General features: G+C 65.4%; 12 protein-coding genes. 7 read left to right on the top strand and 5 right to left on the bottom strand.

Annotated elements, in window-relative coordinates:
• Positions 1 to 22: 22 nt before the first annotated feature.
• The 4 genes from HV742_RS04410 to HV742_RS04395 all read left to right on the top strand — a co-directional run bounded on the left by HV742_RS04410 (position 23) and on the right by HV742_RS04395 (position 3,560).
• Positions 23 to 1,225: a M20 aminoacylase family protein gene (locus HV742_RS04410; protein ID WP_175144583.1), complete on the top strand. Its 1,203-nt coding sequence runs from the start codon at positions 23 to 25 to the stop codon at positions 1,223 to 1,225.
• A gap of 225 nt (positions 1,226 to 1,450) precedes the next feature.
• Positions 1,451 to 2,365 carry a TauD/TfdA dioxygenase family protein gene (locus tag HV742_RS04405; protein WP_175144582.1) on the top strand — a complete coding sequence of 305 codons (915 nt, stop codon included), beginning with the start codon at positions 1,451 to 1,453 and terminating at the stop codon, positions 2,363 to 2,365.
• 31 nt (positions 2,366 to 2,396) lie between these two features.
• Positions 2,397 to 2,561: a hypothetical protein gene (locus HV742_RS04400; RefSeq protein WP_175144581.1), complete on the top strand. Its 165-nt coding sequence runs from the start codon at positions 2,397 to 2,399 to the stop codon at positions 2,559 to 2,561.
• A gap of 72 nt (positions 2,562 to 2,633) precedes the next feature.
• The gene (locus HV742_RS04395) at positions 2,634 to 3,560 is read left to right on the top strand and encodes a PLP-dependent cysteine synthase family protein (protein WP_049077340.1); all 927 of its coding nucleotides are present in this window, start codon (positions 2,634 to 2,636) and stop codon (positions 3,558 to 3,560) included.
• Positions 3,561 to 3,861: 301 nt separating this feature from the next.
• On the opposite strand, the gene HV742_RS04390 is transcribed toward HV742_RS04395, so the two are convergent.
• The 5 genes from HV742_RS04390 to rpmH all read right to left on the bottom strand — a co-directional run bounded on the left by HV742_RS04390 (position 3,862) and on the right by rpmH (position 8,184).
• The gene (locus HV742_RS04390) at positions 3,862 to 5,307 is read right to left on the bottom strand and encodes a catalase (protein WP_059268722.1); all 1,446 of its coding nucleotides are present in this window, start codon (positions 5,305 to 5,307) and stop codon (positions 3,862 to 3,864) included.
• A gap of 267 nt (positions 5,308 to 5,574) precedes the next feature.
• Complete coding sequence (gene yidC, locus HV742_RS04385; RefSeq protein ID WP_175144580.1) at positions 5,575 to 7,263, bottom strand: membrane protein insertase YidC; 1,689 nt, start codon at positions 7,261 to 7,263, stop codon at positions 5,575 to 5,577.
• Positions 7,264 to 7,311: 48 nt separating this feature from the next.
• Positions 7,312 to 7,635 (bottom strand): membrane protein insertion efficiency factor YidD, encoded by a 324-nt coding sequence (gene yidD / locus HV742_RS04380; protein WP_049077350.1) that lies wholly within the window; start codon positions 7,633 to 7,635, stop codon positions 7,312 to 7,314.
• Entirely contained in the window at positions 7,632 to 8,003 is a 372-nt protein-coding gene (locus HV742_RS04375; protein ID WP_026382422.1) for a ribonuclease P protein component, read from the bottom strand. Before HV742_RS04375 ends, yidD begins: the two co-directional genes overlap by 4 nt.
• Positions 8,004 to 8,049: 46 nt before the next feature.
• Positions 8,050 to 8,184, bottom strand: a complete 135-nt coding sequence (gene rpmH / locus HV742_RS04370) for a 50S ribosomal protein L34 (RefSeq protein ID WP_003816025.1) — start codon at positions 8,182 to 8,184, stop codon at positions 8,050 to 8,052.
• A 426-nt stretch (positions 8,185 to 8,610) separates the two neighbouring features.
• Here rpmH and dnaA point away from each other — a divergent pair, with 426 nt between their 5' ends.
• The 3 genes from dnaA to gyrB all read left to right on the top strand — a co-directional run bounded on the left by dnaA (position 8,611) and on the right by gyrB (position 13,726).
• Positions 8,611 to 10,071: a chromosomal replication initiator protein DnaA gene (gene dnaA / locus HV742_RS04365; protein ID WP_049070320.1), complete on the top strand. Its 1,461-nt coding sequence runs from the start codon at positions 8,611 to 8,613 to the stop codon at positions 10,069 to 10,071.
• Between the two features lie 2 nt (positions 10,072 to 10,073).
• Positions 10,074 to 11,183 (top strand): DNA polymerase III subunit beta, encoded by a 1,110-nt coding sequence (dnaN, locus tag HV742_RS04360; protein WP_049077351.1) that lies wholly within the window; start codon positions 10,074 to 10,076, stop codon positions 11,181 to 11,183.
• Positions 11,184 to 11,278: 95 nt separating this feature from the next.
• The gene (gene gyrB / locus HV742_RS04355; protein ID WP_068950216.1) at positions 11,279 to 13,726 is read left to right on the top strand and encodes a DNA topoisomerase (ATP-hydrolyzing) subunit B; all 2,448 of its coding nucleotides are present in this window, start codon (positions 11,279 to 11,281) and stop codon (positions 13,724 to 13,726) included.
• The last annotated feature ends 174 nt before the right edge of the window (positions 13,727 to 13,900 follow it).

Below are 13,900 nucleotides of genomic sequence, written 5' to 3'. Positions count from 1 at the left end.
TCTCTTCCGCCTATCCACCGCCATGAAAACCTTAGCCGAAATCGAACGCGCCCACGGTGAACTGACCGAACTGCGCCGTGACATCCACGCCCATCCCGAACTGGCCTTCCAGGAAACGCGCACCTCCAACCTGGTGGCCGAGCGCCTGCGGCAATGGGGGCTGGAAGTCCACACCGGGCTGGGGAAAACCGGCGTGGTCGGCGTCCTGCGCGGCGGCAGCGGCGGCAAGACCATCGGCCTGCGCGCCGACATGGACGCGCTGCCCATGCCCGAGCACAACCGCTTCGCGCACAAGTCCACCATCAGCGGCCGCATGCACGGCTGTGGCCACGATGGCCACACCACGATGCTGCTGGGTGCGGCGCAATACCTGTCCACGCATCGCGATTTCGACGGCACCGTGGTGTTCATCTTCCAGCCGGCCGAGGAAGGCGGCAACGCCGGCGCGCGCGCCATGATGCAGGACGGCCTGTTCGACAAATTCCCCTGTGACGCGGTGTTCGGCATTCACAACATGCCCGGCATGCCGGTCAACCAGTTCGGCTTTCGCGCCGGTCCCACCATGGCGTCGAGCAACCGCTGGGACATCGTCATCAAGGGCGTGGGCGGCCACGCCGCGCAGCCGCATGCGTCGGTCGACCCGATCATTGTCGCGGCCGACATGGTGCACGCGCTGCAGACGGTCATCTCGCGCAGCAAGAATCCGCTGGAGCAGGCGGTGCTGTCGATCACGCAGATCCACGCCGGCGACGCCTACAACGTGATTCCCGGCGAAGCGGTGCTGCGGGGCACGGTGCGCACCTATTCGGTCGAAGTGCTCGACAAGATCGAGGAAGACATGCGCCGCATCGCCACCACGCTGCCGCAGGTGTATGGCGGCACCGGCACGCTGGACTTCGTGCGCGCCTACCCGCCGCTGGTGAACTGGGACAAGGAAACCGCGTTTGCCGCGCAGGTGGCCGAGGACACCTTCGGCGCCGAGAACGTGGTGCGCGACATGCCGCCCTTCATGGGCGCAGAGGACTTCTCGTTCTTCCTGGAAGCCCTGCCCGGCACCTATCTGTTCCTGGGCAACGGCGACGGCGACCATCGCATGGAGAGCTATCACGGCATGGGGCCGTGCCAGCTGCACAATCCGAACTACGACTTCAACGACGCGCTGCTGCCGGTGGGGGCGACGTATTGGGTCAAGCTGGTCGAGGCCTATCTGCCCAAGCACAATTAAGGGCGCCGCCGCGCTTCAGGCATTGCGGTTATTTGCTTATGCGCGATGCCACCCCAAGCCGCCCGGTTCTCCGGGCGGTTTTTCTATATGACGCCAGGCTTTGTTCAAACGCCGATAACTTCGTTTGAGATACAAGGCGCGCTTTCCATAATCGGTCATTCCTGATCCATCCGCGGATGGACCGCAGCGCCGGCGGCAACGCCGCCACGCCAACCGGAGTGACCGATGTCCCAGAGCAACGCCGTGCAGCGCGAAGAGGCCGCCCCTGTCCCGCCGCCCCCGGCCGCGCAGGCGTTCGAGCTGCGGCCGCTGCCGGGCCCGGTGGGCGCCGAACTGATCGGCCTGGACCTGGGCCGCGAGCTGTCGCCTGCCGACTTCAAGCGCGTGCACCAGGCGCACCTGGACCACCATCTGCTGGTGTTCCGCGACCAGCGCATCACGCCGCGGCAGCACATCGACTTCAGCCGCCGCTTCGGGCCGCTGATGATCCACGTGCTGCACCAGTTCCACCTGGCCAATCATCCCGAGATCCTGATCGTCTCCAACATCGTCGAGAACGGCCAGCCGGTCGGCCTGGGCGATGCGGGCAAGTACTGGCATTCGGACATCTCGTACAAGGAACTGCCCAGCCTGGGCTCGCTGCTGCACGCGCAGGAATTGCCGGCGCAAGGCGGCGACACGCTGTTCGCCAACATGCACCTGGCCTATGACACCCTGCCCGCCGCATTGCGCAACGCCGTCGAGGGCAAGCGCGCGGTGCATTCGTACCTGGCCAAGTACGGCCAGCTGCAGAAGGAAGGCAACTGGCGGCCCAACCTGAGCGCGCAACAGGTGGCGCAGGTGCAGGCGGTATCGCATCCGGTGGTGCGCACCCATCCCGAGAATGGCCGCCGCGCCCTGTTCGTGAGCGAAGGCTTCACCACCCACATCGAAGGCCTGCCGGAAGACGAGAGCCGGCAATTGCTGGACGAACTGTTCGCGCACAGCGTGCGGCCCGAACACATCTACCGTCACCGCTGGCAGCCGCACGATCTGGTGTTCTGGGACAACCGCTCGCTGATCCACCTGGCCGGCGGTACGCCGGATCATCTGCGCCGCAAGCTGTACCGCACGACCATCGAAGGCGACGTGCCGTTCTAGGCCGGCCCGCGACTTATCCACAAGGAACGCCATGCGTCTGTCTTCTCAACTGCGCGAACGATTGATCCGCACCGTCACGGCGGCGGGCGTGGCATTGGCACTGGCCGTGGTGGCCCTGGCCTCGCCCACGCCCGCGCTGGCCGCCCCGTCCATCGACAGCGTCCGCGCGGACCTGTGGATATCCCAGCATCCCTAAAATAGTCCGGTACGCATCGACCGCGCCTTCGGCATCCCACGGATGCGCGCGGTTGCGCCTATCGGACTCGACATGCTGGCAACCTCTTCCATTGAACTCATCGGCAACACCCCCCTGATCACGTTGAGCCGGGCGCACGACGGTCCCGGCCGAATCGTGGCCAAGGCCGAATTCCTGCAACCGGGCGGCAGCGTCAAGGATCGCGCCGCCAAGGCCATCCTGCTGGCCGCGCGCGCCGACGGCCGCCTGGCGCCCGGCATGCCGGTGGTGGAGATGACCAGCGGCAACATGGGGGCGGGCCTGGCCGTGGCCTGCGCCGCGCTGGGGCATCCGCTGGTGGTCACCATGTCGGCGGGCAACAGCCCGGCCCGCGCCCGCATGCTGGAAGGACTGGGCGCCGAGGTGGTGCTGGTGCCGCAGGTCGATGGCGCCCCCGGGCAGGTCACCGGCGCCGACGTCCAGGCGGCGGCCGAGGTGGCGGCGGCTTTGGCGCGCGAACGCGGCGGCTTCTACGTCGACCAGTTCAACGCCGTCGAATGCATGGCCGCGCACGAAAGCGGCACCGGCCGCGAAATCCTGCAACAGCTTGGCGCGCCCGTGGATGGCTGGGTCGCGGCCGTCGGCACCGGCTGCACCTTCATGGGCGTGGCGCGCGCGCTCAAGGCGGCCAGCGCCGCCACCGTTTGCGCGGCGGTCGAGCCGCTGGGCTGCGAAGTGCTGGCCGGCGCGCCGGTGACCAAGGCGCGCCACTTGATCCAGGGCACCAGCTATGGCGCGGTGCCGCCGCACTGGGATCCGTCCCTGATGGACCTGAGCATTGCGGTCACCGACGACGAGGCGCAGGAATGGCGGCGCCTGCTGGCCGTGCGCGAGGGCCTGTACGTGGGTTATTCCGCCGCCGCCAATGTATGCGCGGCCGCCAGGCTGTTGCGCTCGGGCCGGCTGCGTGCGGACGCGACGGTGGCCACGGTGCTGTGCGATACGGGCCTGAAATACTAGCAAGCGGGTTTTCCACAGCATGCCCGGGCAAGACTATCCACAGCGCCTGTGAAAATCCTGTGGATTGCCTGTGAATTGGCTGTGGACAAATGGGGATAACTTTTTTCGGCCCTGCTGTGGAAAAGTCGCTTGCGGCGGTTTCCGGAGCAAAGCGCAGGCGAAGAATGCGGACGCGGCCACGGGAACAAGCCGTGAAGGCCGGCGAAAAGCGCTCGACAGACAAAGAAAACGGGCGACCCGCGGGCCGCCCGATGTGTATTGCACGGCGTGTCGGCCGCGCGTGGACGCGGCCCTTACCGCCTTACAGCTTCAGCCCCAGCGCCTTGGCCACGCCCGCCGCGTAGGCCGGATCGGCCTTGCGGAAGTGTTCCAGCTGGCGGCGCTGGATTTCCTCGGGCACGCCGGCCATGTGGCGGCCGATGTTGCCGAACAGCAGTTCCTGCTGCGCCGGCGTCATCAGGCGGAACAGCGCGCCCGGCTGCGAGTAGTAGTCGTCATCGACGCGGTGGTTCCAGCGCGCGGCGGCCTGGCCGTCCAGCGGCAGCGGCGGTTCGCCGGCCGACGGGGTTTCCTTCCATTCACCGGCGCTGTTGGGTTCGTAGTTGAGCGTGCCGCCGGCATTGCCGTCGACCCGGCCCGCGCCGTCGCGGTGATAGCTGTGGAACGGGCAGCGCGGGGCGTTCACCGGGATCTGGTGATGGTTGATGCCCAGGCGGTAGCGGTGCGTGTCACCGTAGGAGAACAGGCGGCCCTGCAGCATCTTGTCCGGCGAGAAGTCGATGCCGGGCACCACGTTGGCGGGCGTGAAGGCGGCCTGCTCGACCTCGGCGAAGTAGTTCTCCGGGTTCTTGTTCAGTTCCAGCACGCCCACTTCGATCAGCGGGTAATCGCCGTGCGGCCACACCTTGGTCAGATCGAACGGATTGATGTGATAGGTCTCGGCTTCGGCCGCGGGCATGATCTGCACCTTCAGCGTCCACTTCGGGAAGTTGCCCTGCTCGATGTTGTCGAACAGGTCGCGCTGCGAGCTCTCGCGATCGTGGGCCACGACCTGCGCGGCTTCCTCGTCAGTCAGACAGGCGATGCCCTGCTGCGACTTGAAGTGGAATTTCACGTAGAAGCGTTCCCCTTCGGCATTGACGAAGCTGAAGGTGTGCGAGCCGAAGCCATGCTGCTGGCGCAGGTTGGCCGGAATGCCGCGGTCGCTCATCAGGATGGTGACCTGGTGCAGCGATTCGGGGCTGAGCGACCAGAAATCCCAGGCCGCCGTGGCGCTGCGCAGGTTGGTCTTGGGATCGCGCTTCTGGGTGTGGATGAAGTCGGGGAACTTGAGCGGGTCGCGGATGAAGAACACCGGGGTGTTGTTGCCGACCAGGTCCCAGTTGCCTTCGTCGGTGTAGAACTTGATGGCGAAGCCGCGCACGTCGCGCTCGGCGTCGGCGGCGCCGCGTTCGCCGGCCACGGTCGAAAAACGCAGGAACAACGGAGTCTGCTTGCCGACCTTGGAGAAGATGCTGGCGCGGGTGTACTTGGTGATGTCGTGGGTGACGGTGAAGGTGCCGTAGGCGCCCGAGCCCTTGGCGTGCACCACGCGTTCGGGGATGCGTTCACGGTCGAAATGGGCGAGCTTTTCTATCAGCCAGAAGTCCTGCAACAGCGCCGGGCCGCGCGGACCGGCGGTCAGGGTGTTGGTGTTGTCGGCCACCGGGGCGCCCGAGGCGGTGGTCAGATGCTTCTTGTCGGTCATGGACACACTCCCTACGTAATTCCTGGAATGCGCGGCGCCGGGGCCGCGCAGCGTGATCGGATACCGCCCGGGACATTGCCGGCCGGGGGATATCTCCGACACATCATAGGGGTCAATGTTTGCAGTGTGAAGTTGATTGATCTATAAAATTTGATTGAAAATAACTATCACACGCGCGACTTCAGGCGCATCGGCGCCAAACCCCTTGCAACGGGGACGAAAAAAAACCGGCCCCTGGGGGCCGGCTTTTCATGGCGCGAACGGGAATCAGCGGTTGGCCGCGGCTTCCGTCTTGCGCTGCATGGCGCGGGTGATGGACCACTGCTGCGCGATCGACAAGGTGTTGTTGACGCACCAGTAGAGCACCAGGCCGGCCGGGAAGAAGAACATCATCCCGCCGAACACCAGCGGCATGATCATCATGACCTTGGCCTGGACGGGGTCCGGGGGCGTCGGGTTCAGCTTGATCTGCAGGAACATGGTGGCCATCATGATGGCGGGCAGAATGAAGTACGGGTCGCGGATCGACAGGTCGTGCACCCACAGGATCCACGGCGCGCCGCGCATTTCCACGCTGGCCAGCAGCACCCAGTACAGCGAGATGAACACCGGGATCTGCACCACCATCGGCAGGCAGCCGCCCAGCGGATTGATCTTCTCGGTGCGGTACATCTCCATCATGGCCGCGTTGAGCTTCTGCTTGTCGTCGCCGTACTTTTCCTTCAGGGCCTGCAGGCGCGGGGCGACCTGCTTCATGCGGGCCATGGAGCGGTAGCTGGCGGCGGCCAGGGGGTAGAACAGCGCCTTGATCAGCACGGTCAGGGCGACGATGGTCCAGCCCCAGTTGCCCAGGATGGAGTGCAGCCAGGTCATCAGCGTGAACAGCGGCTTGGCGATGATGGTCAGCCAGCCGTAGTCGACCACCAGTTCCAGGCCGGGGGCGAGCGCCGCCATGGCCTTCTGGTCCTGCGGGCCGACCCACAGGTGCGAATCGACGCGGGCGGCGGCGCCCGGGGCGATCTCGCCGACGGCTTCGATGGTGCGGGCGGCGTACAGGTTCTTCTGCACTTCCAGCACTTCGTTGTTGCGCGGCTTGCCTTGCGGCGGCACCCAGGCGGTGGCGAAGTAGTGCTGCACCACGGCGATCCAGCCGTTGTCCGCCTGCTTGATGTAGTTGGCCTTCTTCTTCTCGATGTCGGCGAAGGTCATCTTCTGGAACTTGTCCTGTTCCGAGTAGACGGCAATGCCGGTGAACGTGTGATAGAAGCTGGAGGTATCGGCCGGATCGTTGCCGTCGCGCTCGAGCTGCAGGTACAGCGCCGGCGTCACGGGGGCGGCGCCGACGTTGGCCAGGTCGTGGCGCACGTCGATGTCATAGCGGCCGCGATGCAGCGTGAAGGTCTTGGTGACCTTGACGCCACCCGATTCGGCTTCGAACGCCACCACCAGGCTGTCGCCGGTCAGCTGGCGGTCGGTCGAGACCACGCGGAACGGCGTCTGGTGGGTGGGGAAATTCTGGCCGTTGGCGGCGCCGACCACGCCGGTCTGGGCAACGTAGTTCAGGCCCGCGGAGCGGTCCAGCAGCACGGTGGGCTTGTCGGGCTGGCCGGTGGCCGGGTACTTCAGCAGCTCGGCGCGCACCAGTTGGGCGCCCAGCGTGTCGAAGGTCAGGCGCAGCACGTCGGTGGTGACGACCACTTCTTCCGAGCGCGTCGGCACCGGCGCGGCGGCGCCAGGCACGGCCGAAGGCGCGGCGGCGGCGGTCGCGGGCGGCGCATTGGGCACCGAGGGCGTCGCGTTGTTCGCGGCGGCCGGCGTGCCGTTGGCGGTCGTGCTGGCCGTGGGCGTGGGCGCCCCGAACAACGACGGTTTGCCGTTATGGATCTGCCAGTTGTTCCAAAGGAGCAACAGCGAGAAGGAGAAAATCATCCAGAGGACGGTTCGTCGGATATCCATGGTGCCTACTGAAGTGAATACGGGCCAGCAAAGCCCGCCAGTTTAGCGTCAATCATGCTCAGTGCGGTGGCCATGGGAGCAGCAGGCCCCGCGCTTGGTTCCCTTGTCGGCGGGAACCGGGTCCCAGCCGCCGGGCGACCAGGGGTGGCAGCGGCCAATGCGTCGCAGCATCAGCCAGAAGCCGCGCCAGGGTCCGTGGCGCTCGATCGCCTCGATCGCGTACGCCGAGCAGGTCGGGGTGAAGCGGCATTGCCGGCCGATCCAGGGACTCAGGAAAAACCTGTAGAACCGGATCGGGGCAATGAGGATTGCGGCCCCCACGGAACGCCCGCGCTGCGCGCGGCCTGCCTGCCGGGGGGATGGGCCGTTCATCGCGCGATCCGCTCGAAGTGAGCGTCCGCTTCGGCCCGGGCCGCCTGTTTCAGCGCGGTGAGCGTGGCGGGCGTTACCTTGCTGTGCAGCCGGACGACGTAGTCTTTCGCCGGCAACCCCAGCCGCCGGTGGCGGAACGCCTCGCGGATGACCCGCTTGAGGGCGTTGCGCGTGGTGGCGTGGGCGGCGAAGCGCTTGGCGATCACCAGGCCCAGCCGGGCACAGGGAGCCTGGCCGGGGGGCAGATCGTTGGAAGCGGCGCTCACAACGAAAAACGCCCCTCGGGCCAGACGCCGGCCTTTGAGGGCGGCGGCGAACTCGGAGGGGCGATGCAGCCGCGCCTCCGGCGGAAGCGTGGCGCGCGGCATGGACTGCGGGTCAGGCGTGGGTCAAGTGTCTGCGCGACAGCGAGACTTAGACGGCCAGACGCTTGCGGCCCTTGGCGCGGCGGGCGTTCAGGATGGCGCGGCCAGCGCGGGTCTTCATGCGCACGCGGAAACCATGGGTGCGCTTGCGGCGGGTAACGGAAGGTTGGTAGGTGCGTTTCATGGACGATCCACAAAAAGAACAAAAGTCAGAAGGGACCTGCCCGGAGGGTTCCTGGTCGCAAATCCGGTAGCGGGTATCTAGTAAGCGTTTCGCTGCGAATCCGTATGTGACATTGACATGCACATGCGGATTCGCTGGCAAAGACAGGCTTGTAGACGGGGCTCTGGTCCGGGCAATACCCGGGCGACCTATTCAGCAAGGCACAGTTCCGGGGGCGGGGTAAGTGTAACCATTACCCTATTACCCGTGTGAACCTGGGCCTTCTGCGAAACCTTCTGACAGACAGAATTCGGAAAAGCCCACCATTTCAGCAAGTTTTCCCTGTCTTGTCAAACAGTTAAGGGGGCAGATTGTGCAAGCCCATGCCCTACCCTGTGGATAACCCGTGCCCAGGCAAGGTAGAATCGAGGTTTGAATAAGAGCGACATGAAAGAATTCTGGCAGACCTGCGTCAGTCGTCTTGAGCAGGAACTCCCCCCCCAACAAATCAGCGCGTGGATACGACCGCTGGTCCCGCTTGCGTATGACGAAACGCAGGCGGTGCTGCGCGTTGCCGCCCCCAACCGGTTCAAGCTGGACTGGGTGCGCAAGAACTTCTCCCACCAGATCGAAGCGTTGGCCGCGGAGTGGTTCGAGCGTCCGGTACAGGTCCTGTTCGAATTGCCCACGCAAGGCGCCACCCCGCGCATGCCGGTGGCGCCGGTGCGCGCGCAGCCGCCCGTGCAGACCGCGCCTTCGGCCGCCGCGCCCCTGGGCGGCGCGCCACCGCCAGGCATGCCGGCGCAGCCCGCCGCGCCCGCCCCCGTCGCGACCACCGCGGCGGCCGCGGCCGTGAACGCGGACGCCGCCAACATCGTGTACGAGCGCTCGCGCCTGAACACCGACCTGACGTTCGAGAACTTCGTGACGGGTAAGGCCAACCAGCTGGCGCGCGCCGCCGCGCTGCAGGTGGCCGAGAACCCGGGCACGTCGTACAACCCGCTGTTCCTGTACGGCGGCGTGGGCCTGGGCAAGACCCACCTGATCCACGCCATCGGCAACGCCATGGTGGCGGCGGGCACCGGGGTGCGCGTGCGCTACGTGCATGCCGACCAGTACGTGTCCGACGTGGTCAAGGCGTACCAGCGCAAGGCATTCGATGACTTCAAGCGCTACTACCATTCGCTCGATCTGCTGCTGATCGACGATATCCAGTTCTTCTCCGGCAAGAACCGCACGCAGGAAGAATTCTTCTATGCGTTCGAAGCGATGGTGGCGCAGCGCAAGCAGATCATCATCACCAGCGATACGTATCCGAAGGAACTGTCGGGCATCGACAGCCGCCTGATCTCGCGCTTCGATTCCGGCCTGACGGTCGCGATCGAGCCGCCCGAACTCGAAATGCGCGTGGCGATCCTGCTGCGCAAGGCCGAGTCCGAGGGCGTGCCCATGCCCGAGGAAGTGGCGTTCTTCATCGCCAAGCACCTGCGCAGCAACGTGCGCGAGCTCGAAGGCGCGTTGCGCAAGGTGCTGGCCTATGCCCGATTCCACGGCCGCGACGTGCTCACCGTGGACGTCTGCAAGGAAGCCTTGAAGGATCTGCTGTCCGTGTCCAACGGCCAGATCACCGTCGAGAACATCCAGAAGACGGTGGCGGATTTCTACAAGATCAAGGTGGCCGACATGTATTCGAAACGCCGGCCGGCCAATATCGCTTTGCCGCGCCAGGTCGCCATGTACCTGGCCAAGGAGCTGACCCAGAAAAGCCTGCCGGAAATCGGCGATCTGTTCGGTGGCCGTGACCACACCACCGTGCTGCACGCCGTACGCAAGATTTCCGACGCCCGCGCCAAGCAAGCGGAGCTCAACCATACCCTGCACGTGTTGGAACAAACTCTAAAAGGATGACCATGCAACTCGTACAAACCACACGCGATGCATTGCTGAAACCGCTGTCGACCGTGGCGGGCATCGTCGAAAGACGCCATACCCTGCCCATCCTGGCGAACATCCTGATGCGCAAGGAAGGCAACAAGGTTGCCTTCATTGCGACCGACCTGGAAGTGCAGATCACCACGCACGCCGACTTCGGCGTGGGTCACGACAACGAGTCCACCACGGTGGCGGCGCGCAAGCTGCTGGACATCCTGAAAGCCCTGCCGGACACCGGCGACGTGCGCCTGGCGCTGGCCAGCAACAAGCTGTCGGTGCAGTCGGCCAAGAGCCGCTTCGCGCTGCAGACGCTGGCCGCCAGCGAATTCCCCACCGTGGCCCAGCCCGAGCAGTGGGACGTGTCGCTGACCATGCCGCAACGCACGCTGCGCCACCTGTTCAACATGGTGCACTTCGCCATGGCGCAACAGGACATCCGCTACTACCTGAACGGCATGCTGCTGGTGTTCGAACCGGGCCGCGTGCGCGCGGTCGCCACCGACGGCCACCGCCTGGCGCACTGCTCCACCGAAGCCGACGGCATCAGCGAGCGCCACGAAGTGATCGTGCCGCGCAAGACCGTGCTGGAAATGCAGCGCCTGCTGGAAGACTCCGACGAACCCGTCTCGATCGACGTGGCGCCGGGCCAGATCCGTTTCCGCTTCGGCGACGTCGAGCTGGTGTCCAAGCTGGTCGAAGGCAAGTTCCCCGACTTCACCCGCGTCATCCCGACCAACTACACGCGCCACTTCCTGGTGAACCGCGAAGCCCTGCAGGGCAGCCTGCAGCGCGCCGCCATCCTGACCACCGACAAGTTCAAGGGCGTGCGCCTGCAACTGGCGCAGAACCAGATGAAGATTTCTTCTTCCAACGCCGAGCAGGAAGAGGCGCAGGAAGAAATCGACATCGACTACGGCCACGAGCCGCTGGACGTGGGCTTCAACGTCGGCTATCTGCTCGACGTGCTGTCCAACGTCAAGGTGGACAACATCCAGTGGTCGGTCATGCCCGATGCGAACGCGTCGGCGCTCATCACCCTGCCCGAAGACGACCAGTTCAAGTACGTCGTCATGCCCATGCGGATCTGAGTCCGCGCAGCTGTGGGTTTGTGCCGCCCGCGGGCCCGATGGTCCGCCGGCGGTCCGGCCGCCAGGCCGTTCTTTAAAGCGTTATCGATACAGACATGTCAGATCAGCAGAACACCACTCCCGAGAACGGCGGCTACGGCGCCGACTCGATCAAAATGCTCAAGGGGCTGGAGGCCGTGCGCAAGCGCCCCGGCATGTACATCGGCGACACATCGGACGGCACCGGTCTGCACCACATGGTGTTCGAAGTCGTCGACAACGCCATTGACGAAGCGCTGGCTGGCTATTGCGACGACATCGTCGTCACCATCCACACCGACAACTCGATCTCGGTCACCGACAACGGCCGCGGCATTCCCACGGATATCCACAAGGACGACGAATTCCACCGCAGCGCGGCGGAAATCGTCATGACCGAACTGCACGCCGGCGGCAAGTTCGACCAGAACTCGTACAAGGTGTCCGGCGGCCTGCACGGCGTGGGCGTGTCGTGCGTGAACGCGCTGTCCGAGTGGCTGCGCCTGACCATCCGCCGCAACGGCGAAGTGCACCAGATGGAATTCCGCCAGGGCGAGCGCGTCGCGCCCCTGGCCGTGACCGGCACGACCGACAAGCGCGGCACCGAAGTGCGCTTCCTGGCCGACCCGATCATCTTCACCAACGTCGAATACCACTACGAGATCCTCTCCAAGCGCCTGCGCGAGCTCTCGTTCCTGAACAACGGCGTCAAGATCCGCCTGATCGACCAGCGCCAGGGCAAGGAAGAGAACTTCGCCTTCTCCGGCGGCGTGAAGGGCTTTGTCGAATACATCAACCGCGCCAAGACGGTGCTGCACCCGAACGTGTTCTCGGTCACCACCGAGTCGTCGGCGGGCGGCGTGCCAGTGGGCGTGGAAGTGGCGATGCAGTGGAACGACAGCTACAGCGAAAGCGTGCTGTGCTTCACCAACAACATCCCGCAGCGCGACGGCGGCTCGCACCTGACCGGCCTGCGCGCGGCGATGACCCGCATCATCAACAAGTACATCACCGACAACGAACTGGCCAAGAAGGCCAAGGTCGAGACCTCCGGCGACGACATGCGCGAAGGCCTGGCCTGCGTGCTGTCGGTGAAGGTGCCCGAGCCCAAGTTCAGCAGCCAGACCAAGGACAAGCTGGTCTCGAGCGAAGTGCGTCCGGCGGTCGAAGAGGCCGTGGCCCGCACGCTGGAAACCTGGCTGCTGGAGCATCCGAACGACGCCAAGGCCCTGTGCGGCAAGATCGTCGAAGCCGCCCGCGCGCGCGAAGCGGCCCGCAAGGCGCGCGAAATGACGCGCCGCAAGAGCGTGCTGGAAGGCGCCGGCCTGCCCGGCAAGCTGGCCGACTGCCAGGAAAAGGATCCGGCGCTGTGCGAGCTGTACATCGTCGAGGGCGACTCGGCAGGCGGCTCGGCCAAGCAGGGCCGCGACCGCAAGTTCCAGGCCATCCTGCCGCTGCGCGGCAAGGTGCTGAACGTCGAGAAGGCGCGCTTTGACCGCTTGATCGCCAGCGAGCAGATCGCCACGCTGATCACCGCGCTGGGCACCAGCATCGGCCCGGACTTCAACGTCGACAAGCTGCGCTACCACCGCCTGATCATCATGACCGACGCGGACGTGGACGGCGCGCACATCCGCACGCTGCTGCTGACGCTGCTGTACCGCCAGATGCCCGAGCTGGTGCAGCGCGGCTATGTGTACATCGCCCAGCCGCCGCTCTACAAGGTCAAGGTCGGCCGCGAAGAGCGCTACCTGAAGGATGACCAGGAAGAAGCGCAGTTCATGCTGCAGCTGGCCCTGAAGGATGCCGAGATCATCGCGGGCGGCAACATCATCCGCGGCGATGAGCTCAACGAACTGGCGCGCCAGTACGTGGCCGCCGACGGCGTCATCGCGCGCCTGTCGCGCGTGTTCGACGTGGCCGCGCTGTCGGCCATGGCCGAGGGCGTCGAGATCAATCTGGACACGGCCGAGGCCGCCGCCGATTCGGCCAAGCGCCTGGCCGATGCCATGCGCGATCCGATCAGCGGCAATGGCGTCGAAGTCGTGCCCGAATTCGATGCGGCCACCGAACGCCATCGCCTGTCGATCCAGCGCATGCATCACGGCAACGTGCGCGTCAGCATCATCGACGCCGACTTCATTGGCGGTTCGGATTACGCCATCCTGTCCAAGGCCGCCAAGAGTTTCTCCGGCAAGGTCGGCCCGCAGTCGCTGGTCGCCCGGGGCGAAGGCGACAAGCGCAAGGAGCAAAGCGTCTCCGACTTCCGCGAGGCCATGCAGTGGCTGCGCGGCGAAGCCGAACGCGGCATCTCCAAGCAGCGCTACAAGGGCCTGGGCGAAATGAACCCCGATCAGTTGTGGGAAACCACCATGGACCCGAAGGTGCGCCGCCTGCTGCGCGTGCAGATCGAGGACGCCATCGCGGCCGACGAGGTCTTCACCACGCTGATGGGCGACGACGTGGAGCCGCGCCGCAACTTCATCGAGGCGCATGCGCTGTCGGCGGGGAATATCGACGTTTGATCGCGCAGGGTTGCCCGCAAGCCCTACCGGGCTTCGCGGCATGCATGAAAAAGGGGCTGCCTTGTGAACTGCACCCCAAAAGTTGGACATCAATCCAATCTTTGGGGTGTTTTTCATGACGAAGTACGATGAGCAATTCAAACTCAAGGCAGTCAGACGATACTTGTCAGGCGG

This window comes from Achromobacter ruhlandii (assembly GCF_902859695.1).
GTDB lineage: Bacteria > Pseudomonadota > Gammaproteobacteria > Burkholderiales > Burkholderiaceae_B > Achromobacter > Achromobacter ruhlandii.
Note: the sequence above shows the minus strand (reverse complement) of the source record. Positions and strands in the feature narration are given on the sequence as shown.

Coding starts and splice junctions, on each gene's coding strand:
- HV742_RS04410 (WP_175144583.1), top strand. CDS start 23: ATGAAAACCTTAGCCGAAATCGAACGCGCCCACGGTGAACTGACCGAA.
- HV742_RS04405 (WP_175144582.1), top strand. CDS start 1,451: ATGTCCCAGAGCAACGCCGTGCAGCGCGAAGAGGCCGCCCCTGTCCCG.
- HV742_RS04400 (WP_175144581.1), top strand. CDS start 2,397: ATGCGTCTGTCTTCTCAACTGCGCGAACGATTGATCCGCACCGTCACG.
- HV742_RS04395 (WP_049077340.1), top strand. CDS start 2,634: ATGCTGGCAACCTCTTCCATTGAACTCATCGGCAACACCCCCCTGATC.
- HV742_RS04390 (WP_059268722.1), bottom strand. CDS start 5,307: ATGACCGACAAGAAGCATCTGACCACCGCCTCGGGCGCCCCGGTGGCC.
- yidC (WP_175144580.1), bottom strand. CDS start 7,263: ATGGATATCCGACGAACCGTCCTCTGGATGATTTTCTCCTTCTCGCTG.
- yidD (WP_049077350.1), bottom strand. CDS start 7,635: ATGAACGGCCCATCCCCCCGGCAGGCAGGCCGCGCGCAGCGCGGGCGT.
- HV742_RS04375 (WP_026382422.1), bottom strand. CDS start 8,003: ATGCCGCGCGCCACGCTTCCGCCGGAGGCGCGGCTGCATCGCCCCTCC.
- rpmH (WP_003816025.1), bottom strand. CDS start 8,184: ATGAAACGCACCTACCAACCTTCCGTTACCCGCCGCAAGCGCACCCAT.
- dnaA (WP_049070320.1), top strand. CDS start 8,611: ATGAAAGAATTCTGGCAGACCTGCGTCAGTCGTCTTGAGCAGGAACTC.
- dnaN (WP_049077351.1), top strand. CDS start 10,074: ATGCAACTCGTACAAACCACACGCGATGCATTGCTGAAACCGCTGTCG.
- gyrB (WP_068950216.1), top strand. CDS start 11,279: ATGTCAGATCAGCAGAACACCACTCCCGAGAACGGCGGCTACGGCGCC.